This is a genomic window from Shinella sp. (genome assembly GCF_049651085.1).
Classification (GTDB): Bacteria; Pseudomonadota; Alphaproteobacteria; order Rhizobiales; family Rhizobiaceae; genus Shinella.
Map to the genome: position 1 here is coordinate 479,592 of NZ_JBASBL010000027.1, position 23,435 is coordinate 503,026.

General features: G+C 61.6%; 20 protein-coding genes. 12 read left to right on the forward strand and 8 right to left on the reverse strand.

The annotated features are described in order from the left end of the window. The first annotated feature begins 242 nt into the window (after positions 1–242). The 6 genes from WA950_RS19580 (at position 243) to WA950_RS19605 (ending at position 7,733) form a co-directional block, all read left to right on the forward strand. Positions 243–2,069, forward strand: a complete 1,827-nt coding sequence (locus tag WA950_RS19580; protein ID WP_424553393.1) for an ABC transporter permease — start codon at positions 243–245, stop codon at positions 2,067–2,069. Next, entirely contained in the window at positions 2,069–3,190 is a 1,122-nt protein-coding gene (locus WA950_RS19585; protein WP_424553394.1) for an ABC transporter ATP-binding protein, read from the forward strand. The genes WA950_RS19580 and WA950_RS19585 overlap by 1 nt, the downstream gene beginning before the upstream one ends. Before the next feature lie 193 nt (positions 3,191–3,383). Then, positions 3,384–4,511, forward strand: a complete 1,128-nt coding sequence (locus WA950_RS19590; protein WP_424553395.1) for an ABC transporter substrate-binding protein — start codon at positions 3,384–3,386, stop codon at positions 4,509–4,511. Between the two features lie 149 nt (positions 4,512–4,660). After that, a complete protein-coding gene (locus WA950_RS19595; RefSeq protein ID WP_424553396.1) occupies positions 4,661–5,509 on the forward strand; it encodes an inositol monophosphatase family protein in 849 nt (282 codons plus the stop codon). Further along, positions 5,506–6,147 carry a dual specificity protein phosphatase family protein gene (locus tag WA950_RS19600; RefSeq protein WP_424553397.1) on the forward strand — a complete coding sequence of 214 codons (642 nt, stop codon included), beginning with the start codon at positions 5,506–5,508 and terminating at the stop codon, positions 6,145–6,147. Before WA950_RS19595 ends, WA950_RS19600 begins: the two co-directional genes overlap by 4 nt. Continuing rightward, positions 6,144–7,733 carry a metallophosphoesterase family protein gene (locus WA950_RS19605; RefSeq protein ID WP_424553398.1) on the forward strand — a complete coding sequence of 530 codons (1,590 nt, stop codon included), beginning with the start codon at positions 6,144–6,146 and terminating at the stop codon, positions 7,731–7,733. The genes WA950_RS19600 and WA950_RS19605 overlap by 4 nt, the downstream gene beginning before the upstream one ends. Positions 7,734–7,739: 6 nt before the next feature. Here WA950_RS19605 and WA950_RS19610 read toward each other — a convergent pair whose 3' ends face one another. The 3 genes from WA950_RS19610 to WA950_RS19620 all read right to left on the reverse strand — a co-directional run bounded on the left by WA950_RS19610 (position 7,740) and on the right by WA950_RS19620 (position 11,199). After that, a complete protein-coding gene (locus tag WA950_RS19610; protein ID WP_424553399.1) occupies positions 7,740–8,756 on the reverse strand; it encodes a substrate-binding domain-containing protein in 1,017 nt (338 codons plus the stop codon). A 320-nt stretch (positions 8,757–9,076) separates the two neighbouring features. Continuing rightward, positions 9,077–9,835: a glycosyltransferase family 2 protein gene (locus WA950_RS19615; protein WP_424553400.1), complete on the reverse strand. Its 759-nt coding sequence runs from the start codon at positions 9,833–9,835 to the stop codon at positions 9,077–9,079. Next, entirely contained in the window at positions 9,832–11,199 is a 1,368-nt protein-coding gene (locus WA950_RS19620; RefSeq protein ID WP_424553401.1) for a hypothetical protein, read from the reverse strand. Before WA950_RS19620 ends, WA950_RS19615 begins: the two co-directional genes overlap by 4 nt. 296 nt (positions 11,200–11,495) lie before the next feature. Between WA950_RS19620 and WA950_RS19625 the strand changes: the two genes are divergently transcribed. From WA950_RS19625 to WA950_RS19640, 4 genes are all read left to right on the forward strand, one after another. Continuing rightward, on the forward strand, positions 11,496–14,162 hold the full coding sequence (locus WA950_RS19625; RefSeq protein ID WP_424553402.1) for a glycosyltransferase: 2,667 nt from the start codon (positions 11,496–11,498) through the stop codon (positions 14,160–14,162). Next, positions 14,159–14,935 (forward strand): class I SAM-dependent methyltransferase, encoded by a 777-nt coding sequence (locus WA950_RS19630; protein WP_424553403.1) that lies wholly within the window; start codon positions 14,159–14,161, stop codon positions 14,933–14,935. The genes WA950_RS19625 and WA950_RS19630 overlap by 4 nt, the downstream gene beginning before the upstream one ends. Positions 14,936–15,045: 110 nt before the next feature. Further along, entirely contained in the window at positions 15,046–16,104 is a 1,059-nt protein-coding gene (locus WA950_RS19635) for a hypothetical protein (RefSeq protein WP_424553404.1), read from the forward strand. Then, positions 16,097–16,747, forward strand: coding sequence for a hypothetical protein (locus WA950_RS19640; protein ID WP_424553405.1), 651 nt, complete (start codon positions 16,097–16,099; stop codon positions 16,745–16,747). Before WA950_RS19635 ends, WA950_RS19640 begins: the two co-directional genes overlap by 8 nt. Before the next feature lie 68 nt (positions 16,748–16,815). On the opposite strand, the gene WA950_RS19645 is transcribed toward WA950_RS19640, so the two are convergent. The 3 genes from WA950_RS19645 to WA950_RS19655 all read right to left on the reverse strand — a co-directional run bounded on the left by WA950_RS19645 (position 16,816) and on the right by WA950_RS19655 (position 18,892). Continuing rightward, positions 16,816–17,406, reverse strand: a complete 591-nt coding sequence (locus tag WA950_RS19645; protein ID WP_424553406.1) for a 3'-5' exonuclease — start codon at positions 17,404–17,406, stop codon at positions 16,816–16,818. An 89-nt stretch (positions 17,407–17,495) separates the two neighbouring features. Continuing rightward, positions 17,496–17,939 carry an N-acetyltransferase family protein gene (locus tag WA950_RS19650; RefSeq protein ID WP_424553407.1) on the reverse strand — a complete coding sequence of 148 codons (444 nt, stop codon included), beginning with the start codon at positions 17,937–17,939 and terminating at the stop codon, positions 17,496–17,498. After that, positions 17,936–18,892 (reverse strand): aldo/keto reductase, encoded by a 957-nt coding sequence (locus WA950_RS19655; RefSeq protein ID WP_424553408.1) that lies wholly within the window; start codon positions 18,890–18,892, stop codon positions 17,936–17,938. The genes WA950_RS19650 and WA950_RS19655 overlap by 4 nt, the downstream gene beginning before the upstream one ends. A gap of 155 nt (positions 18,893–19,047) precedes the next feature. Here WA950_RS19655 and WA950_RS19660 point away from each other — a divergent pair, with 155 nt between their 5' ends. Continuing rightward, positions 19,048–20,034, forward strand: a complete 987-nt coding sequence (locus WA950_RS19660) for a Gfo/Idh/MocA family protein (RefSeq protein ID WP_424553409.1) — start codon at positions 19,048–19,050, stop codon at positions 20,032–20,034. Positions 20,035–20,103: 69 nt separating this feature from the next. Here the strand turns inward: WA950_RS19660 and WA950_RS19665 are convergent, their stop codons facing one another. Next, a complete protein-coding gene (locus WA950_RS19665; protein WP_424553410.1) occupies positions 20,104–20,850 on the reverse strand; it encodes a F0F1 ATP synthase subunit A in 747 nt (248 codons plus the stop codon). A gap of 314 nt (positions 20,851–21,164) precedes the next feature. After that, on the reverse strand, positions 21,165–21,887 hold the full coding sequence (locus tag WA950_RS19670; protein WP_424553411.1) for a pyridoxamine 5'-phosphate oxidase family protein: 723 nt from the start codon (positions 21,885–21,887) through the stop codon (positions 21,165–21,167). Positions 21,888–21,927: 40 nt separating this feature from the next. Between WA950_RS19670 and WA950_RS19675 the strand changes: the two genes are divergently transcribed. Then, positions 21,928–23,367, forward strand: a complete 1,440-nt coding sequence (locus WA950_RS19675) for a PLP-dependent aminotransferase family protein (RefSeq protein ID WP_424553412.1) — start codon at positions 21,928–21,930, stop codon at positions 23,365–23,367. Positions 23,368–23,435: the final 68 nt, after the last annotated feature.

Below are 23,435 nucleotides of genomic sequence, written 5' to 3' on the forward strand. Positions count from 1 at the left end.
GAGCAGCCATGCGGCTTTGCTCCCCTGTTGCTTTTGTGGATAAAACGCCTTTTGCACAGCTGTGCAAATTTTTATTGACAGCCAATGACCTTCGATGGTTGATTGCAGGCAGTGACCAGCCGGGATGGGGGGATTTCTCCCGGTTTGGTCGTGCTTGTTGGTTTGGCTGGTGACAGCCGACGGGGAGGAACAATTGCACGGCTTTGCGAATTCTAATGAAAACATGCGCCGAGGCAGGCCCCATGGCTTTGCCTGATATTGTTCTGGCGGGCGCGCCCGCCGGCGGTGCGCGCTGGCGCTACAAGCTGCGGCTGGCGATGCGCGAGCCCACGACGATGATCGCGATCGTGATGGCCGCCTTGTTCGCCTATCTCATCGTGGTTCCGATCCTGTCCATCCTTGCCGATGCGGCGACGGTGCAGTTCGGCGATGAACGGCGCACCGCGGGCGCGACGGGCAGCCTCACATCCTACTATCTCTATCGCGCCTTCGGCTCGCCGGTTGCCTACGATCTGTTCTGGGAACCGCTGTACAACACGCTGAAGGTCGCCTTCGGCGCCATTGCGATCTCGCTATCGGTCGGCGGTGTGCTGGCCTGGCTGATCGCGCGCACGGATGTCTTCGGTCGACGCTGGTTCGCAACCGCGCTGATCGTACCCTATATGCTGCCGGCCTGGACCTTTGCCCTTGCCTGGACGACCCTGTTCAAGAACCGCACCGTCGGCGGCCAGCCGGGCTGGTTCGAGGCGATAGGGCTGTCGCCGCCGGACTGGCTTGCCTATGGCCAGTTTCCGATCACCATCATCCTCGCGCTGCACTATACGCCCTTCGTCATCCTGCTCTTCGGCTCCGCCTTGCGCCGGTTCGATAGCCAGCTGGAGGATTCCGCGCGCATTCTCGGCGCGGGAGGCTGGGTGGTCGCCACGCAGGTCATCATGCCCCTGATGCGCCCGGCGCTGCTCTCGGCCGTGCTGCTCATCTTCGCCAAGTGCCTCGGCGAGTTCGGCGTCCCCTATGTCCTCGGCCTGCCCGTGAAATTCGATGTGCTGGCGACCTCGCTCTATCGCTCGATCGGTTCGCGCCAGAGCGGCGTGGCGGGTGTGCTTGCCGGCGCGATCATGCTGATCGGCGTGCTTGCCATCATGATAGACGCCTATCTGGCCCGGGAGGCGCGCCGCTTCGTCACCGTCGGCTCCAAAGGCTCGATGAACCGGCTGTCGCGGCTGAAAAGCTGGCGCTGGCCCGCAACGGGCTTTGCTGCGGCCGTCTTCGTGTTCTCTGTCGGCATGCCGCTGCTCACGCTGCTGCTCTCGACCATCATGCACCAGCCCGGCAGCTTCGCCTTGTCGAACTTCACGCTCGACTACTGGATCGGCGAGGACCTGCCGACGGTCGCGATGCGCACAGGTATCCTCCTGAGCCCCGATCTCTGGCAGGCGGCGCTCAACACGATCTGGATCGTCGGCATTGCTTCGGTCTGTTCCGGTATCCTCGGCCTCCTTACTGGCTATGTCGTGGTGCGCACCAACAACCGGCCGCTGGCGTTCTTCCTCCGGCAGGTCACGTTCATGCCCTATCTGGTGCCCGGCATTGCCTTCGCCGCCGCCTATCTCTCGCTCTTCGCCGTGCAGCGCGGGCCGATCCCCGGCCTCTACGGCACGACGCTGATCCTCATTCTTGCGCTCATGGCCGACCAGATGCCCTATGCGTCCCGCGCCGGCATCTCGGCCATGACGCAGCTCGGCAAGGATCCGGAAGAAGCTGCGCAGATCGTCGGCGCTGGATGGTTCCGCCGCATGATGACCATCGTCATCCCGATCCAGAAGGGATCCCTCGTGACGGGCGTGCTGCTGCCGTTCATATCCGGCATCAAGGGGCTCAGCCTCTTCGTGATCCTCGCCGTACCGGCAACCGATGTGCTGACGACCTTCTCGCTGCGCCTTGTCGACTACAACTATACCCAGGCTGCCAATGCGGTGGTGCTGATCATCGCCGGCATTGCCTATGGCGGCACGGTACTCGCTCAGAAGCTCACCCGCACGAACCTCGCCGAAGGACTCGGAAACTGATGCCCGATATCATTCTCAGCAATGTACAGAAATCCTATGGCGCCGGTTCGCCGAATGCGGTGAGCGATCTCGACCTCGAAATTGGCGACGGCGAATTCATGTGCCTGCTTGGCCCTTCCGGCTGCGGCAAGACAACGACCTTGCGCATGATCGCGGGCCTTGAAAACCTTACCGACGGCGAAATCCGTGTCGGTGACAAGATTGTCGATAGCCCCGCGCGCGGCGCCTTCATCGGCCCGGAAAAGCGCGGCATGGGCCTCGTCTTCCAATCCTATGCGCTGTGGCCGCACCTCACCATCGAGCGCAATACGGACTTCGGCCTCCGGCTGCGCAAGGTGGCGAAGGCCGAGCGCGAGGAGCGCGTGACGAAAATCATGAAGGCGCTGGACATCGAGAAGTACCGCGACCGCTATCCCTCGCAGCTTTCGGGTGGCCAGCAGCAGCGCGTTGCGCTTGCCCGCATGCTTGCGATCAATCCGGGCGTGCTGCTGCTCGACGAGCCGCTTTCCAACCTCGATGCGCGCCTGCGCCTTGAAATGCGCGCGGAATTGAAGCGCCTGCACGCGGACTTCCGCACGACCATCGTCTTCGTCACGCATGACCAATGGGAAGCGATGACGCTCGCTACCTCGATTGCCGTCATGAGCGAGGGCCGTCTCCAGCAGCTCGGCACGCCGAACGACATCTACGACCGGCCGGCAAACCGCTTCGTCGCAGAATTCGTCGGCAGCCCGCCGATCAATATTCTTGAAACCGCGACCAGCCATGCGCTGGACCGCACCGCATCGCATTGGCTCGCCGGTCGGCTCGGCGAGAGCGTCGGGATCGGCTCCTTGGGCATCCGTCCGGAAGCCCTGCAGATCGCGCGCTCGGAGGCTGCCGTTCCCGGTGGCAGCTTCCGCCATGCGGCCGAGGTCAATGGCATCCTGCCGACCGGCGGCAGCTGGATCATCGAACTGGATGTCGATGGCCGCACGCTCTTTGCCACCACCACGGAATGCCCCGTGCTGAAGGTCGGCGAGCGCGTGTTCGTACATGTCCGACCGACCGCTCTCCATGTCTTCGACAAGGCCGGAAACCGCCTCTCCGACGCGGACGACGCGCTGGCGCGCGCCGCCTGAACGGAAATGAACAAACCTGCCCCGCCCATCTGATGGGGGAGACGGGCCGGAATACGGACATGCGGAAGTGGCGAAGATTTCGAGAAGCGCCAGAATTGGCTGGGCCTCTCGCGGATCACCTACAGGAAATAACAGGCAGCGGGCCGGGAAGGGGAGTCTTCGCGGTCTGCCAATCAAAAGGAGGAGAACAGAAATGCAGCGAATGGGAAGAAGCATGAAAGGCTTGATGACAGGCGTCGCCTTCGCCGCGACGGTGGTTTTTGCGGCGCCGGCGCTGGCCGAGGATTTCGACCTCGACGCCCTGATCGAAGCAGCCAGGAAAGAGCCGCCACTGTCCGTCTATGACAGCACCGGCAAGATCGTCGACATGGTGGAGGGCTTCAACGCCAAATACGGCCTGAAGGCGGAGGGTGCCAAGTCCAAGGCGACAGCGCAGCTCGAAACGATCATCCGCGAATCCCAGTCCGGCAATATCCAGACCGACGTGTCCTTCATCTCCGATCCGTCTGCGGTCATCGGCCAGTTGATACCGGCGGGCTTCGTGGAGACCTGGGTGCCGCCGGACCTTGCCGCCGACATTGCGTCCGAGGCACAGAATCCGCTGCTGATCGTCTCCAGCCCCAACATCCTCGCCTACAACACCAAGCTCTACGACAAGTGCCCGATCACCAACATCTGGCAGCTGACCGAGGCGGAGTGGAAGGGCAGGTTCGCGATGCAGGACCCGCTCGGCAAGCCGTCCTACACCGACTGGTTCAACCAGATGCGTAGCCGCATCGATGACAAGGTCGCCGCAGCCTACGAAAAGCAATACGGCAAGAAGCTGGAAACCGATCTCGGCAGTGCGACGCAGGCCTTTGTCGCGGCACTCGCGGCCAACGGTCCCCTGCTGACGGATTCCGATTCGTCCGCCGCCGAAGCGGTCGCTGCACCGGGCCAGAGTGAACCCTTCATCGGTCTCGTGGCCTCCGCCAAGTTCCGTGACAATGAGGGCAAGGGCTTTACGCTTGGCCTTTGCACTGGCGCAGATCCCATCATCGGTTTCTCCAACCCGACGGTTGGCGTGATCGTGAAAGGCTCCGACAGCCCGAACGCGGCGCGGCTTTTCATCCGCTATGCCATGACGGCCGAAGGCATTGCGCCGCAGGCGGAAGACGGCAAGCTTTCGAGCAACGGCAAGGTCGGCCTGCCCGCGGACGAGCCATCCGGCATCGGCGCTCATCTCGACTCGGTGCTGACCTACAGCCCCGCCACGGGCCTGGACGACTGGGACAGCCGCCAGGATTGGCAGGATTTCTGGCGCGTCCACTACAAGCGCTGAGCGAAAACGGGCGGGCCGGTTTTCGGCCCGCCTCTCCACGCCGCTCTCAGGCGTGATTGTACTATCCGGGGCATCGCCATCGCCGCTGAAGTCTTTGCAGGGCGCAACACAGACATGAATACGAGCACGCATAAAGAAGGACTTGTCGCATGAGCATTGACGATCGGGCGATCGATCTCCGGGAAGCCTTCCTGCGGGAGCTGCTAGGCGAGGCGGGGGATATTGCCCGCGCCGGTTTTGCCCGCCAGGCGGGTGAAACGGTCAGCATGAAGGGGCCACAGGATTATCTGACCGAGACCGACGGTCAGGTGGAAAGCCATCTGAAGGCCCGGATCGCGGCAGTTTTCCCCGAAGATGGCTTTCTGGGGGAAGAGGGGGGCGGGGAGCCCGGCGCCCAGGCCTGGGTCGTCGATCCCATCGATGGCACCGCGAATTTTGCCCGCTCCATCCCGCATTTCTGCATCTCCATCGCCTTCATCGCGGGCGGTGAAGTACAGCTCGGCGCCATCGTCAATCCGGTTCTGGACGAAGTCTATCTCGCACGCCTCGGCCGCGGGGCCAGCCTCAACGGCCAGCCGATCCGCGTGTCGGGAACCACGGATATCGCCGCAACGTCCTTCGAGATGGGCTGGTCGAACCGCCGGCCGCTCGCCCGCTATATCGGTGCTCTCAACGAGCTCTTCGAGGCGGGGAGCAATGTACGCCGCGGTGCCTGCGGCGCGCTCGGGCTCGCCTATGTTGCCGACGGACGCAGCGATGGTTACGCCGAGCTGCACATGAATTCCTGGGATTGCCTTGCCGGGCTCCTGCTCGTACGCGAGGCGGGTGGCGTGACAGGGCCGTTCCTGTCGCTCGGTGGGCTGCTTGCCGGCGCGCCGGTTCTGGCGGCCGCGCCCGGGGTTGCTGCGGTCCTTTCCAAGGCGACGGCTATTCCGCTACTCGCCGGGCCGGATCTCGTGGCAGATGCAAAAGAAGACGACCAAAGGAGAATCGCATGAGCGACAGGAACACGCCCCGCTACGACCGCCCGCCGATCAGCCTCGTCTATGAAAACCTGCCCGGGTTTGGCGTGGACCTCTATGTCGGCGGGCGCGAAGGCGCGTCGGATGTTCCGCTGCTGCGCGAGAACGGTATTTCCACGGTGCTGAACTGCGCCGTAAATCTCGACTTCAACTATGTCGCGGCGCCTGACGAGATTTCGTATGACAGCCGTGTCGGCTACGGTCCGGCGCCCATCCGCTACTACAAGCTCGGCATCGTCGATGGCCCTGGCAATCCCGACACCATGCTTCTCGCCGGCTACTACCAGTTGCTTGGTGCATTGCAGCAGGTGCTGCCGGAAAAGCCGAGCTACCCCATGCGTGAGCGCGGCAATGTGCTGGTCAACTGCCGCGCCGGACGCTCGCGTTCGGTCGTACTTGCGGCGCTGTTGCTGCACCTGCAGATTCCCGAGGAGTTCCCGACGCTCGACGCCGCCATCGGCCATATCCGGGTCAAGCGCGAGTTGCGGCCGGACGAATGGCACGAGACGCCGAAGCCGATGCTGATCGCCGCGGCGGAAAACACCGCCGGCTGGGTTCGGGTGGTCGAAGCCGAACGGGCGCGGGCCGCAGCGCGGGCCAAGCTTCCGGCATGATCCGCATCGCTGTCATTGCCGATCCGCATGTCCACGATTGCAGCTGGATTCCCGAGGGCACGGGCCTTACGGGGGCGGTGCGCAGTTTTGCCGAAACGGCCGCCTCGACCCGCATCTTCAACGAAAGTATCCCGGCCTTCCGCGCCGCGCTCGACCGGACGGTGGAGGCGGGAGCGCAGGTCGTGCTCCTTGTCGGTGACCTCACCGATGACGGCCAACGGCCGAACATTCTGGCGGCCCTGGCGATCATCGACGAATACCGGGAGCATCACGGCATCCGCGTGCTGATGACCCCCGGCAACCACGATTTCTATGCCCTCGTCGGTCGTCCGCAAGACAAGAGTTTCCTGGCCGCCGATGGCACGCCCGTCCTGGTGAAAAGCGCCGACTGCCCCGAAGCCGCGACGCTTGGCACAGGCGAGGCGCTGGCCATGCTTGCGAGCCTCGGTTTTGAGCCGGAACCGGGCGACCTTCTATGGGAGAGCCCCTTCGGCAGCGATCCCGACTGGTCGGCCCGGACCTATACGGTCCTGAGCCCGGATGGCGGTACGGCCTGCCGGATGATCGATGCTTCCTACCTCGTGGAGCCGATCGAGGGGCTCTGGGTGCTCGCCATCGACGCCAATGTCTGCGTGCCGCGCGACGGGGCGGATGATCTTGGCGATCCCGCGCAGTTCCGCGATCCGACCGATGGCGGTTGGCAGGCGGTCCTGCAGCATCGCGCGCACCTGCTGCCGTGGATGAAGGACGTGGCCGCGCGGGCCGCAGCCAAGGGCAAGCACCTCGTTGCCTTCTCGCACTATCCGGCGCTCGATCCGCTCGGCGGCGTTTCGGCCGATGAGGTCGCGCTCTTCGGTGCTACGGGCCTTGCCCGCCGGGCGCCGACGGCAGCTGTAGCCGAGGCCTTTGCCGCCACCGGTGTCCCGCTGCATTTTTCCGGGCACCTCCATGTGAACGACACCGCCCGCTATGACGGTCGGGCCGGGCGCTTCGCCAATGTCGCGGTTTCCTCGCCTGTCGGTTACGGGACGAGCCTGAAGATCGTCGACCTGTGCGACGACCGGGTGGAAATTCGCACGCAGCCCCTGCGGCACGTGCCGGGTCACGATGCCGCCTTCGCTGCCTATCGGGCGGAAGCGAAGCAGCAGGGAAGATCCGAGCTACCGGAAAGCAGGGCGCCCGATCACGGCGCGTTTCTCAGTCACCATCTGGTCAATCTGGTGCATGGGCGGTATCTGCTGCGTGAATGGCCCGAGGACATGGTGGCGTTCGTCCGGTCGCGCACGGTCGTGGACTTGCTTGAAAGTCTCGGGTTGCCGTCTGCGGGCGCACCGGTCTTTCCGCTGAGCGAATTCGTCGAGGACTGGTATCGCCTGCGCAAGGCCGGTGAACTCAGCCACGAGGACATCGCACCAGAACGGCTTGCCTTCTACCGGCGTCTTTGCGCCGCAGCACCGAGGATCGAGGGGAGCAGCCTTGCGGCGCGCTTTGCCATCCTGCTCGGCATGATGCAGGCCTATCTCGACCGTCCGGCGAACCGCGATTTCGCGCTTAGCCTGCCCGGCCTTGTCGTCACACCGCTGTGATGCGTGTCATGGCCTGACGCTCTTGCGCCAGGCGACCCGAGCAGGAAGGCGCTTGGTCTGCGTGGAGGACGGCTCGTCCTTCGCTATGATGTCGACGATATGGTCTGCGATCTCGCCGATCGGCTGGCGGAAGGTGGTGAGGTTGTAGCCGAGCCAGCCGGCCTCGGGAATGTCGTCGAAACCGATGACGCAAAGGTCGTCCGGGACGCTGAGGCGGAATTCCAGTCGCGCCACATCCATGAAGCCCAGCGCAAGCAGGTCCGTCACGCAGAACACGCCATCCGGGCGGTCCGTTGCGCCGAGCAGTTGTCGCGCCCCCTCGGCCCCCGTCGCATACCCTGTCGGGCCGGCGCGGCTGACCAGCGTTTCGAGGCCGAGTTTGGCCGCCGCCGCGACAAAGGACTGTTCGCGGGCCATGATGCTGGGCGTTCCGGCGGTAGAGCTGATCACCGCAAGACGCCGGCATCCGGCCCGGTGCAGCATAAGGCAGGCTTCGCGCGCGGCTTCTTCGTTCTCGACGAGCACGAATTCCGGCCCGTCAATCGGATCGTTGCGGTTGATGAGGATGACGCGCTGTCCGTTCTCGATGCATGTCTCGATCAGCGAAACAGGCGGTGCGCCTGAGACGACGACGGTGGCATCGGCGCGATAGTTCAGCGTCTGGCGCAGCGCCGCTTCGACATTTTCCGGTTGTCCGGCCGTATTCAGCACCATCACGACCTTGCCGGTCGCTTGCAGCTTGCGCGTCGTGATCTCCACGACATTGGCCTGGAAGGGCGCCTGCAATTCCGCGACGATGAGGCAGACGATGCCCGACCGGTGATGGATAAGCCCCCGCGCCAGATGGTTGACGTGGTAGCCGAGTTTCTCTGCCGCCGCGAGAACCTTGGCTCGGGTTGCCGGCGAAACGCTGGCGCCATCGGTGAAGGTGCGAGAGACGGCCGAACGCGATACGCCGGCAAGCTCTGCCACGCGGATCGCGCTGACCGAGGGTTTTTTCGGGTTGCTCCGGAAGGTCGACACGTTGGCTCACCCTGATGGAATTGGTTGCATGCCTCACTGACCCTTGCCGGTATGTGCAAAGCACAGCTCGACCATTTCTTCCGCCGAAAGAGCGGGTTCCGCAAGGGTGCCCATGGAAGGAGACTGCATTGAGGCTCAATCTCGTACCGGTTCTGCACAGATTGTTGCACCCCTGTGCAAAGCAGGGCGCTCCGCCGCAAAACGCTCCGCGCCCTGATGCGTACCTTCTTCGCCGTCAAATAGGGAGCCGAGCATGTCGGTGTTCGCGATACGCGGGGAATTGGCAGCCTTTGCCTCAGCCGAGGGCTCCCTTTCGCCGGTTAAAAATCCAGCCACGGATGGCGTATCAGAAGTTGCTGCAATACCGAATTCTCGTTCCTGTTCGCCACGGTTTGCGACATCGAGTTGGCGTGAACCCGATATCTGCAAAGTATCTCCGGAACGAAAACAGCGTCGATATCCTGATCGATCAATTTGCACCAGAAATCATAATCTTCCAGGCCGCCTTCGATGTGCGAGTATCCACCCACCTGCTGGAGGGTATCTTTGCGGATCAGGGCCATCGTGTCGACATAGTTGCCCTTGAGGAACGTTTCCTTCCGCCAGATGTCGCTGTCGCCAATCCGATTGATGTCGCCGAAAAATTCCAGCTGGCAATAGGTGGCGCCGGCTCCCGTTTCGTCGAGGGCTTCCTTCAGTCGGGCAAGCGCGCGCGGATACAGGGCGTTGTCGGCATCGAGAATGAAAATACAATCTGAATTGGCGTGTGCGCAGGCCGTGTTTCTGCTGAAGGCCGGGCCTCGGTTTCGGGAATGTCTCAGAAGTGAAGACCGGACGAAGCGATCCGTGTTGGACTTCATCCAGTCGGCAACCGTTGCTGCCCCGCCATCGGACGAACAATCGTCAACGACGACAAGCTCGATATTCTCGTGGCTCTGGGCGGCCACAGAATCCAGGCACTCCCGGATGAACAACCCGTAATTGTATAGACTGATCGCAACCGCAATCGCGTCGTCCGGCTTTTTGTTCGAGTCATGGCTGAACAGAACGTCAATCTTGTTTACCGGAAGAGCGATCATCGGTTGGCCTCAAGAAATGCGATCAAGCCTTCCGCCTGTCGGTTTGCTAGATGCTGCTCCTCGATGGCAGCCGAAGCCTGGCGGCGGACCTTTTCGGCTTCCCGCATGCCGTCAGGGTCTTTGAGCAACCAGTCGATGACTTCCGCCATATGGCGCGCGTCGCATTCCAGGTAATGGACGCCCGATTTGAACCCGGGTGCAGGAAGGCCTCGCTCGCTTAGCACCAGGCTTCCCGAGCACATTCCGAGCTGGACGATGCGGAACCACTCGAAAGCGCCAAAATAGTCGCGATGCAGATTCAGCGTGATCTTCGAATGCCCCGAAACATGGGCTGCCAGTGAGACCAGTGATTGGTCGGAGCCGGCAATAGGCCCCCGTTGCAGCCGCCGATAGTAGAGATAGCAGCGATAGTTTGCGAGCGTCGGGGCACAGCGAGCCAGTGTCTTCTCTCGGTGGGGGCTGTCCGTGCCGACAAAACATACATCCAATGGCCTGTCTTCGAGCGCGTCCGCCACGTCGGGTTTCCTCTTCGCAGCGGCCGGCAGTCCGGCGAAGAGCGGATGGTTGACGAAAGATCCGTCGAAGTTCACCACCTCCAGTGCCGGTGTCGGAGTGTAGTGCACGCACGGTACGCCGCTGCGCTCCAGAAGGCGCATCGAATGAAAATGCCCGTCGATCACGCCCTTGCCTGCCAGCAGGTACGGGAATGAGACTGCATACCACGGCGTCTGGATCTGCTCGGTGGACAGGAAAAAGGAGGTGGTCAGTATTTCGTCCACGCGCCATTTTGCTCCACGACCAGCGTGGAAGAATTCATGCGGTGCGAAAATGATCCGGTGATCGCAAACCTCGCCAGGATCACTTGTCTCGTCACGCAGAACGGCGTCGGCGCCAGCGCGCCGGAGGCCGGCAGCCAGTTGTGCGGCGCCGTTGTGCATGAAGAAATTGCCGAGTGTGGAATGAAGCACAATGATCTTCAGTTGCCCCTTCGACGAACTAGCGATCGGCTGCGGTGGCTGATAGTCGTGCGCCTCGCAGGCGACCTGTCCTACAAACCTGGTGGCTTGGAGCTGAGTAAAGATTTCGCGGCCTTCGAAGCACCCGTATTTTACCAGATGTTCATGAGGATCCATCCCTGCGGCAGCGACGTCCGGGTTGGATAGCAAATATTTTTCCGGAGAGAATAAGGTACAATTTCGGGCGCGCCGCGCGGCTATTTCGAATGTGGCTTCGAGAGGTTCGGGAATTACTGGCAAAGCGGGTTCAGCTTCTCGTTTACTGGTTTTCGCCGGCAAAAACCGTGGAATGGTGCAGCCCGTTGATAGGCTGTGGGCGGTGATATTCGACACCTTGGCGTGATGCAATGGACAACGCCGTGTCGGACTTTTTTGGCGAAGCTTTCAACTGAGGGAACTGCGTCTCGGCTCCTGTTGCCGACGCGCATTTTCGTATGAAATCCACTTGCAATCGATTGCCCTGTAAGCCTAACCCATGCCAAGAAGAGCACGCCTGTCAGGCGCCCGTTTGCGTTTGTTTCGCGAGGGTTAGGCAGGTGAATTTACGATAAAAGTATTTTTTAACAATTAGTTGTTCGATGTGCGGCCGTCTGTAATAGCGCGCTTCGCTGTTGACGAAACGGTGCGTGTTCAGGAAATTTAGAGTGTTCATTTCACATTGGTTCAGGCGAAACGCTCAAAATAATCTCCATCGGATTCTCTGCGCAGGCGACCGCTTGAGAGAGCAGGGCCGATGGAATTCTGCTGCGGAAAAGTATCGGCAGGCGCTTCGAATTAACCCCTCCCTGATCCCTGCAAAATTGAATCTCGCATCGTGCTTGGCCCGGTCGGGAAATATCGCTGAATCAAGATTGGTCTACAAGGATATACTCGGTCATACGTCTGGCGATGTTGATGGCCTTGAACTCGGTCGGTTGATCCGGGTGCAGGGAGATCCGTGGAGTATTTTTATTGCGACAAAAGCGTCATATGATTTTCATCATTTGGAGGAAACAGCAGAAATCTTGGCGGCACTGATCGGAACCACTTCGTCTTTCCAGGACGTGTTGGTTTCAATGGATGCGGAGTTCGACGGCGAATTCTATCTTGCGCAAAATCCGGACGTACGCCAGGCGGGCGTACGTCCGGATGTCCACTATCTTCTCTACGGCTGGAAGGAAAACCGGAATCCGTCCCCCTTTTTCGATGCCCCATTCTATCAAAATAGACATAGGGATCTAACCAACGCCGAATTTCCGCTTGCGCATCACTTCTGCAACCGCCAGGGCGGAGCGGCGCGCGCCAATCCTGTCAGTGGAAAATACTGGTTTATCCCGACGGCGCCGGAAACCGAGGCGTGGGGTGACGTTTCCCCAGCGATGCGGGACGCGTCCACACGCGCCGTCGTCATACTTCCCGTCTTCAAAGGCTACGAGGAAACGCTCTCTTCGATCTATCATGCCCTCCGCGCCCGACAAGGTGAGGACTACAGTCTTCTCGTCGTGAACGATGGCAGTCCGGATGGAAAACTGAGCGCGGCTCTTGCGGACCTGTCAAAAATGGGTCTTTTCGACTACCACCACAGCCGGAGCAACAGGGGCTTTGTCCAGACCGTAAATCACGCGATCCGCGAACTCTCTGCCGATCTTGACGTCGTCTTGCTGAATTCCGATGCCTACGTTTTCCCTGGCTGGTTCGGCCGGCTGATTGCACATGCCGACAACGATCCGGCCGTCGCAACGATAACGCCGTTGTCGAACAACGCCACGCTTTGCAGCTACCCGTTACTCGATCGGAACAACTTTCTTTCTCTTGAATGCAGCCCGTCTGAGCTGGACAGGATTGCTGCTTCGATCAATCGTGGCATTGCTGTGGAAGCACCGACCGGCGTCGGCTTCTGCTTTTTTATGAGGCGTTCGATCATTTCGCAGATCGGTCTTCTGGATGCACGTGCCTTCAAGGTCGGCTACGGGGAGGAAAACGATTTCTGCATGCGCGCATTGAATAATGGATACAAGAACCTGCTTGCCTGCGACGTGTTTGTTTTTCACGTCGGTTCGGTGTCGTTCTCCGGCATAAAGGATGAAAACTACAAAAAAGGACAGGCAGCGCTCACCATAAAGCACCCAAACTATCTCGATCTCGTCCGTGGTCATATGGCGGCAGATTCGACCCTTTTTGCGCGCCGAAGGCTGGATGGCGCAAGGCTTGTACAAAAGCTCAAGGGATGCGTGGTGATGGTGACCCACAGCTGGGCGGGCGGGATCGAAACCTATCTGGACCAGAAGAGAGCGGAGCTGAGACGCGAGGGCGCACGATGCCTGACGGTCAGGGTTCATGATCTTCATCGGCTGAGCATCGAGGTTTCGGACGAGGATGAGCTCTACCTTCCCAATCTTTCTAGCCTCGACTTGAGAACAGAGTGGGTTTTCGTCACCAGCTTGCTGGAACAGCTGGAGCCGTCGCTCTTTCACGTCAACAGCTTTGCCGGTCTCGATTGGCACTGGCACCGGAAATTACTGGAACTTTTTCGCGCGGCAGATGCCCCTTACAGCTATATCTGTCACGACTATTCTGCAATCAGCCACCACTATCAGTTGCTGCGGCCGGACAATGCCTATGCAGGTGTTCCGACGTTCGAGCAGCGCTGTCAATGGGCCAATATGAGCGATCGATCGGGCAGCGCTGATGTGTGTGATCCCGGTGAGCGCATTCTGGCCTACAAGGACTTCCTTGAGCAGGCCTCGTGTGTCGAGGTGCCTAGCGAGGCTGCCCGGACGATCCTGGCGGATGAGTTTCCCGGCGTGGATTTCCGGGTTTCTCCCCACGCCGATCACCTGCCCGACGTGCCGGTGGCACAGCGAAGAAAGCGTGATGGAAAACTCAGGATCGCCATTGTCGGCGCGATAGGGCCGCACAAGGGGAGCGACATCGTCGCGGCGCTCGCTGCGGATTCGAAAAATCGAAACCTGGATATCGAATATTTATTGGTCGGCTACAGCAACAAGGACGACGCTCTTCTCAAGGCGGGTGTGAGGATCAGCGGGCTATATCGCTCGGAACAGGAAGCCGTCCGGCAATTGGTGAAGCACCAGCCCGATTTCGTCCTGATCCCGAGCATCTGGCCGGAAACCTACTGCTATGCGCTTTCCCTCGCCCTGAAAATGAAAATCCCCCCGATCGTTTTCGATCTGGGCGCGCAGGCGGAAAGAGTATCCAAGATTAACTGGGGTGCCCGGATGCCGGTTGGCTTGATGTCCAATGCGATCGACTTGTCGAACGAGATATTGAATTTGAATGTCCAGGAGTTTTGGCAGAACCGGACCGCATGATGCGGTATCGCCTAAAAAACCAAATTAAGTATATGATAAAAATGATAAAAAGAACTACGGACTACGAAATTTGCACAAAAGTCGAGACAATCCCCGGCTGGCTCCATACCGTCACGGCCCGCCGCACGATCGATATTCTCGCTTGGCAGGGTGATGTCGGCATCGAGGGGAATTTGATGGAGATCGGCGTCTATTGCGGGCGCTACTTTTCCATTCTGCTCGATAGCGCTCAAGCCAGGGGCAATACCGTATTGGGAGTGGACACGTTCCAGTTCGCCCCTGTGGAGCGCGTTGCAGAGGAGATGCGCAAGGCGCTGGGCGAGGACGCAGCCAGTTCGTACGAGTTGTGGCAGGGCGATTCGTCAAGGATAAGCGCGGGCGAAATACTGGCCCGGATAGGCCGGCCGCGATTCATCAGCATCGATGGCGCACATGATTTCGCGAGCGTCTATCACGACATGCAGCTTGCAGAAACGGTTCTCTCTGCGGACGGGATCATTGCTGCAGATGACTTTCTGAACCCCCTCACGCTCGGCGTAAACCAGGCCATAAACCAATTCCTGTACACGCCAAGGGTAGTTGTTCCTGTTGCCTACATTGCCAACAAGCTGTTTCTCGCCCACCGCTCAAGGGCTGATGAGTATCGCCGTGCGATCGAGGAGATGATCATGAAGGCCGACGATCCCGAGAGCGTGAATTTTCGCGAACAGATCAAGCATGGCCGCCACCATATCGAGCAATTTTTTTGCGGCCACGCCGTGCTGATTTCATAAAAGCACGAGCCGTCTGAGATGCTGCGCGGCTTTGCAGGTGATTGGGTCTATTTCGGCGCTCGCATGTACCGGAACCGTTTCATAGTTTTGATTTTATAGCAGGGATTTTCATGTCGCAGACTGCAGATTCTTTGAGCCGCATTCGCGAAATCCAGCACGCGGTGGGCCTCGTCCGAGCCGGAAGTTATGATGTGGCCGGCATATGCAATCTGAAATGCGAGGGCTGTCTTTTTTTCGAGGGCGAAACCTTCGCGCAGCATTCCGACGATCGGTCCGCCGACCAGTGGAACCGCCTTTTTGCCAGTGAAGCCGTGCGCGGTATCAATCTGGCTTACATGTCGGGTGCCGAGCCGTCGTTGGTGCCGGACCGCATTCGCATGTCCCAGCGCCATATCCCGCGTGGCATCGTGTTTACGAACGGAACGCATCGCATTCCTGATGACATTCAGTACCGCATTCACATCTCGACCTGGGGGATCGGCAAGACGACCAAGGCGCTGCGTGTTGCCGACGTCTTGCGCAAGGCGCTGAAAAACTACAGCGAGGATCCCCGTGCCGTCTTCGTGTTTACGATAACCGCGCTGAACATGGACGACATCGTGCCGATGACCCGGCTGGCACGCGATCACGGCGTCCCGTTGACCTTCAGCTATTTTAGTCCCACGACATTGTACAATGCGAAGAGCGCTTCCGGCGCGACGGTCACTTCTGAATATTTCCGCATGGGCAACAGCGATCAGACGCCGGTGCTGACGCGGGAAGACTATGCCATGGCGCGGGAAAAGATCCTCGAAGCCATGCAGCTTTTCCCCGGAACCATCGAGTACTCGCTCGCATACGATGCCTGGGTGACACAGGACGAACTCTACGAGATCAATCCCGAGACAGGCGTCGCCACGAATTGCGGCGTCCTGCAAACCGGCCAGGTCCATCACAGCATAGATCATTCGACCGACGGAAAATGTTGCAGCCCGAATATCGATTGTGCCGGTTGTCGCGCTTACTCGATGGCGAACACGACGTTCTTTGCTCGTCTGCGCCAGATGCTGCGCAGCGAGCAGGGGCGACGCGACTGGCTCGAAGCCCGTGAGATCTGGGTTCGCCATTTTCTGCCCGTGGGGTTCATGGACGTACACGCGGCCGGCAAATCGGGAGTGGACCTTGGCTGACGTTGTTCTGGTGGGAGGGCGTGCCGTCGGGCAGATGCTTATCGACCGTATCGATGGCGATCCGGCCTGGAATATCGTTTGCATCATCGACGACGGTTTGCAGCAGGAACACCTCCACGGGATTCCTGTTCGAACCTTTGAAACATATGACCTGCCATGCCGCCTTGCCTTCCTCGCCCTGAGCAAACCGGCCGACAAACGGTTGTATCAGGCCCGCGGCGAGGCGATCGGCCTCACCTTTGCTTCCTATGTCGATCGTTTCGCCGCGGTCGGGAAGAGCTGCAAGATCGGTAGGGGATCGATCATATTTCCGTTCGCATCCCTCTTGATCGACGGTGCGTTGGGAGAATTCACGACCCTATCCGCCTATGCTGCCGTAGGAAACAATGCCAGTGTCGGGAACTACTCGACGCTGATGAATTTCGCGTCCGTACGGGGTGCCAATACCGGAGAGGATGTCGTCCTTGCCACGGCTGCCCACGTTCTGGCGGATGCAACGCTAGGCGAGGGAGTGTGGGTCGGCCCGGGTAGCCTGGTTCGTCGCCCTGTCCCGGCGCACCACTTCGCTGGGGGAAATCCCGCACGTATCCGGCGCCGCACAGACGAGGCTATCGACCAGCCCGACGGCCCAGGCGACGGCTAACGCATTTTCAGCCGGAACGGCATCGCTTCGGCGCCGGGTAATGCATAAAAAACAAAAAGCTAGAGCATTCAGCTCTTGCGGCAGGTGCAGGCTTCGTAGCCTCCGGCGAACAATCGGCCGGCTTTCATGCCAATCTTTGCGGGAACGTCGTGAACGCTCGAGACCCGCAGGGAGCGGGCGATCGAGATTGCGGCTTCGGCGCAGATCGCGGCGTCTTCGGCCGCATTGTGATGCACGAAGGAGAGGCCGAGATACGAGGCCAGGACGTTCAGCTTGTGGGAGCCGAGATCCGGCCAGACCTTCTGCGCCATTTTCACCGAGCAGAGATAGCGTAGCTCGGGATAACTTTGCCGGTACTGGTCGAGACATGCTCGCCAGACGCTGAAATCGAACGCTGCATTATGGGCAATCATGGTCGCGTCGCGAAAGTCGTCGGCGAACTCGTCCATCACTTCCGGGAACTCTCCGGCATCCTCCACATGCTCTGGCCGGATGCCGTGAATCGCGATGTTGAAGGAGGAGAAGCGCATGGATTTCGGCCGGATCAGCCGCTCCTCGACGCGCACGACACGGCCATCCTCGATCCATGCCAGTCCGACGGAACAGGCACTCCCCCGCTGCTCATTGGCTGTTTCGAAATCTATCGCGATGGTTTTCAAGCAATGCTCCGGCAATTTTTTTCACGCTTCTACCGGCGCGCGCGCCATTTGGCAAAAGCGGATGGCTGCGGAAGCTCTGCGGGCCCGTTCTATGTTTGCAAACGGTAGCGGATGTGTCCGTCCGTCTCGACATAACTGTCGTAGAGTTTTCTGGCCGGCGCATTGTCGTGGCTGGTGTGCCAGTAGATGCCGCGCCAGCCGTGGCGCTTCGAAATGGCGATGAGATCGTCGACCAGCGCCCGGCCGACACCCTTGCCGCGCGCCGTCTCGTCGACGAAGAGGTCTTCGAGATAGCCTTCCGGCGCGATGTCCCAGGTGGAATCGTGGTAGTGGTGGATGGCAAAGCCGAGCACTTTGCCGTCCTCCTCGGCGACGCGCATCGAGACACGCGAACCGGCGTCGAGGATACGGGCCCAGGTGAAGGCGGTCGCCTCCTCCGGCACGTCGGTCTTGTAGAAGGCAAGATAGCCGGCCCAGAGCTTTCTCCAGGCCGTCTCGTCGCTTTCGACCGCGTCGCGGATGATGAGGGTCATGACCCCGCTCCCGCCTGATCGAGCGCGGCCATCTGCCCGGCGGAAAGCGATAGCGCGGCCGCCTTCGTCAGGCTGGCGAGCTGTTCAAGGCTGGTGGCGCTTGCAATCGGCGCGGTGACGGCGGGTTTGGCCATCAGCCAGGCGAGCGCGATTTCCGCCGGCTTTGCGCCGGTCTCGGCCGCGACCCGGTCGAGCGTCGCAAGAATGCGCTGCCCCTTGTCGTCGAGATAGTGCACGACGCCATCGCCGCGCGCCTTGCCCTCGGTATCCGCCTTCGTGCGGTATTTGCCCGTCAGGAAGCCGGAGGCGAGGCTGTAGTAGGTGATGACGCCGATGCCTTCCTTCTGGCAGAGGTCGGCCAGCGCGCCCTCGAAACCGTCGCGGTCGTAGAGATTGTATTCCGGCTGGAGCACGGCGTAACGCGGCAGGCCGGCTCCGTCGGCGGCGGCGAAGGAGGCCTGCAACTGGCTGGCATCGAGGTTGGAGGCGCCGAAGGCGCGCACCTTGCCGTCCTTGACGAGGCGCGCATGGGCTTCCAGCGTTTCCTCATAGGGCGTTTCGGCGTCCGGCCAGTGTGAGAGGTAGAGGTCGATATGGTCGCTCTGGAGGCGCTTCAGCGAGGCCTCGACCTCTTCGACGATCCAGGATTTGCGCAGGTCCCGCCGGCCCTGTCCCATGTCTGCGCCGACCTTGGTGATGATCACCACCTTGTCGCGCGCAATGCCGGAGCGCTTGAACCATTTGCCGATGATCGCCTCGGATTCTCCTCCCTGATTGCCCGGCGCCCAGCGGGAATAGACATCCGCCGTGTCGATCGCGTTGAAGCCGGCTCCGGTGAAGGCGTCCAGAAGGTCGAAGGAGATCTTCTCGTCGGCCGTCCAGCCGAAGACATTGCCGCCGAAGACGAGGGGCGCAATCGACAGGCCGGTCTTGCCGAGGGAACGAAACTGCATGGAGGCCTCCAATGGGGTTCGTGCTGAAATCTCCCGGCAACATAGGGTGTGGAGCGGCCCTTTGCACGCCTTTGCCCGGATTTATTGCTGCCATGTTCGCTTGCGAGGGTGGTGTCCGCCGACTACTCTGCCGCCGCAATCAGGGAGACATCATCATGCTGCGTTTCGGAATCCTGTCGACGGCCAAGATCGGCCGTGACCTCGTCGTGCCGGCCATCCAGGACGCGGAAAACTGCGTCGTCACCGCTGTCGCCAGCCGCGATCTTGCCAAGGCCCGCGCCATGGCGGACCGCTTCTCCGTGCCGCATGCCTTCGGCTCCTATGAGGAGATGCTGGCCTCCGACACGATCGACGCCGTCTATATCCCGCTGCCGACCGCCCAGCATGTGGAATGGTCGATCAAGGCGGCGGATGCGGGAAAGCATGTGCTCTGCGAAAAGCCGATCGCGCTCCATGCCGGTGAGATCGCCTCGCTGATCGATGCGCGCGAGCGCAACAGGGTGCTGATCTGCGAAGCCTATATGGTCACCTACAGCCCCGTCTGGCGCAAGGTCCGCTCGCTGCTGGCCGATGGCGCGATCGGCCGGCTGCGCCATGTGCAGGGCGCCTTCACCTACTACAATCGCGACCCCGGCAACATGCGCAACGTGCCGGCGCTCGGCGGCGGCGGCCTGCCGGATATCGGCGTCTATCCGACGATCACCACGCGCTTTGCCACCGGCAAGGAGCCGGTGCGCGTGCAGGCGAGCACCGACCGCGACCCGGAATTCGGCACCGACATCTATTCGAGCGTGCGCGCCGATTTCGGCGATTTCGAATTGTCCTTCTACATCTCCACCCAGCTCGCCCAGCGTCAGGTCATGGTATTCCATGGCGACAAGGGTTTCATCGAGGTGAAGTCGCCGTTCAACGCCGACCGCTACGGCGCGGAGGAAGTCGAGTTGACCAACCAGAACCACGCCGAAAGCCAGGTTTTCCGCTTCCAGGATGCCCGCCAGTACAAACGCCAGGCCGAAGCGTTTTCCCGCGCGGCGCTTGGCGAAAACGAGGAAGTGGTGTCGCTCGAAAGCTCGGTCAACAATCAGAAGCTCATCGATGCGATCTACCGGGCCAGCGAAAAGGACGGCTGGGAGGCGGTTTGACGCGCCCCGCCGTCACGCAGGAAGGGCGATCCTGGCGCCGCCCTTCCGCAGTATCCTGACATCGTGCCCCTAGTGGCCGGGATGCAGCGCGTCGTTGAGGTACATGCAGGTCAGCATGGTGAAGACATAGGCCTGGATGACCGCCATCAGCAGTTCCAGCGCCGTCAGCGCCACGGTCATGGCGAAAGGCAGCACGGCGCCCAGTATGCCGAGCGTGCCGAGCCCGCCCATCGACACGACGAAGCCGGCGAAGACCTTCAGTGTGATGTGGCCGGCCAGCATGACGGCGAAGAGACGTACCGAGTGGCTGACCGGGCGCGAGAGATAGGAAATCACTTCGATCGGCACGATGATCGGCGTCAGGATCATCGGTACGCCCGCCGGCACGAAAAGCCGCAGGAAGCCAGCGCCGTGCTTGAACAGGCCGTAGAGCGTAACGGTCGAAAAGACCAACATGGCCAGCGCGAAGGTAACGATGAGGTGGCTCGTCACCGTGAAGGCATAGGGGAACATGCCGACAAGGTTCGCCACGAGGATGAACATGAACAGCGAGAAGACCAGCGGGAAGAAGCGCATGCCCTGCTCGCCCGCATTGGCGCGCAGCGTCTTGGCAATGAACTCGTAGACCAGTTCCGCGCTCGACTGCCAGCGGCCCGGCACCATCGCCCCGCGGCGCGTGGCCAGGAGAAGGAAGCCGGTGGCGACGATCGCTGTCAGGGCCATATAGGCGGAGGAATTGGTGAAGCTCAGGTCGAGCCCGCCGATTTCAAAGGGGATCAGCGGCTTGATCTCGAATTGTTCAATGGGTCCGGCCATGGTCTATCCTTGGAAGGGCATCAGCTTGCGGAAATTCGGCTGTGATCGCCAGACGGCGATGCGCAGCGCGGCAAAAGGTGCTGCTGAATTCGGAAGGGAAGGGCGTGAAGGGTTCAACGGGGCTATCCTGATCTCGTCTGCGAGAAGAGGGGCCGTCCCCGGAACGTACAAGGCGCAGGTCGTCCTGCGCGAAGGCTGTTTAGCCGCTGTACCGGCCGATGGCAAGGGGCCTGTCACCTAGTATGCGGGGACGTTTTGCCGGAAAACGCCCCTGCAATTCTCCGCCCTCTGACCTTGCGTCCACAATCCTCGCGTCAGCCGCCTTCGTAGATCCGCTGCCCCGTCAGGAGCGCCGTATCCAGCTTGCCGCCCACGGGGAAGATCGACAGGGTTTCGGGCTTTTCGACGCCCTCCACCAGCCGGTGGCAGGTCTCGGCGGTGCCGAGCATCGTGGTGACGGGAATCACCCCAGCCCAGATGGGCAGGGCGAAATCCTCCTCGTCGTCGCCGACGCCCTTGGCGCGCACTTTTGCGGCAGCCTCCTCGATCTGCATGGCAATGATCGTGGTGGCCTTGGCCTCCTGCGTCGTGATCGGGCGCAGCAGCGCGCTGCGGCCGGGATAGAATCGGTCGATGACGTCGCGCATAGCCTCGATCTTTTCCTCCGGGTCCTCGACGAGCCGCGCGGTGCCGAAGCACATGGCGGAGCGGTAGTTGGCCGAGTGGTTGAAGCCGGAGCGGGCGAGCACCAGCCCGTCGAGATGGGCGACGGTGAGGCAGGCGGGCGTGCCGGCCTTCAGGTGCCGCAGCATGCGGCTGGCGGACGAGCCGTGCCAGTAGAGGGTGTCGCCCTTGCGCCAGAACAGCGTCGGCGTCGCATAGGGCTGGCCATCGATGACATAGGCGACGTGACAGAGCATGGCCGCATCGAGAATGGCGTACACGCTGTCGCGGTCATAGCTGCCCCGCTCGTGCAGGCGCTTGACGCGGTTGCGCGCAGTGACGGGATAGGCGTGGGTACTGGTTTCGGCGGTCATGCTGTCTTGCCTTTCGAAGAATGAGCCGCCATGGTGCGCCATGCCATTGGATCGAAAAAGCACCAATTCAGACGAAAAAATACGGACCAATCAGCCGGATTGGTCCCTGCTCGTTCCCGTGCTGCCTGCCGCCGGAAAACGCACACCGGCACTTTACCGGGAACTGCGCCGCTTGATCGAGGCAGGCGCGATTCCGCCAGGAAGCAAGCTGCCTCCCTCGCGCGATCTCGCCCAGCGGCTGAAGACGTCGCGCGGCAGCGTGGTCGCGGCCTTTGAAATGTTGATCGCCGAAGGCTACGCCGTGGCGCGCGCCGGCGCCGGCACCTTCGTTGCGGACCGGGTGCCGACCATGAAACCGGCAGCGCCGGTGAAAACGGCGGACGCCGCGCTGAAAATGCCGCTGCCCGGAACGCTCGGCGTCGCCATGGCCGATGCGCGCACCATGGGTATCTTCCGCACGCTGCTTTCGCGCCACCTTGCCCGGCCGGGCCCCGAGCATTTCCACTATGGCGATCCGCGCGGTGGCGAGGCGCTGCGCGAGGCGGTCGCTGCCTATCTGCGGCAGGCGCGCGGCGTGCGCTGCGATACGCGCTCCATCGTCATCACCACCGGCACGCAGCAGGGTATCGATCTCATCATCCGCAGCGCGCTTGCGCCGGGCGACCGCGTGATGATCGAGGACCCGTGCTATCCCAGCGCCCGCGCCGCCTTTGCCGGCAACGGCCTTGTCCTGTCCGGGCTTGCGGTGGATGCGGAGGGCGCGGACATCGGCTTTGCCGTGGCGGGCGCCCGTGCGGTCTATGTGACACCGTCGCACCAGTTTCCGCTCGGCGTGACGATGAGCATGCGCCGCCGGCTCGCGTTGATCGACTGGGCGCGGGACACCGGCGGCTGGATCATCGAGGACGACTACGACAGCGAGTTCCGTTTTGCCGGTCCGCCGCTCGCCGCCATGCAGGGCATGGACGACAGCGGCCGGGTGATCTACCTCGGCACTTTCTCCAAGGTGCTCTTTCCGGGGCTGCGTCTTGGCTATGCGGTCATTCCCGATCCGCTGCTGGAGACGCTTGTGGCGCTGCGCAGCCGCAGCGACCGCAGTCCGCCGACGCTGGCGGAAGGCGCGCTGGGCGATCTCCTGCGCGAAGGCCATTTCGCCGCACATCTGCGCCGCGCCCGTCGGCAGGCGCAGGCGGCGCGCGATGCCCTCGTGGCGGGCCTTTCGCTGGCGAGGTGCCTTTCGGTCGATGTGCCGGACCAGGGGCTGCACCTCGTCGCCGGCCTGCCGGAGACGCCGTCCGATACGGCGGTGGTGGAAATCGCCCGCCAAGCGGGGCTCGGCGTGCGGGCGCTATCGGCCATGGCGGTCACCAACCCGCCCCGGCAAGGCCTCGTCATCGGCTTTTCAGGCTTTGCGCCCGAGGTGCTGCACGAAGCGGCGAGGCGCTTTGCTGCGGCGATCCAGCTCTTGTCGCGCACGTAGTCGACGAAGGCGCGGCAGGCTGCGAAAGCCGGGTGCGGTTGATCGCTCTATCGGGTAGAACAAGCCAT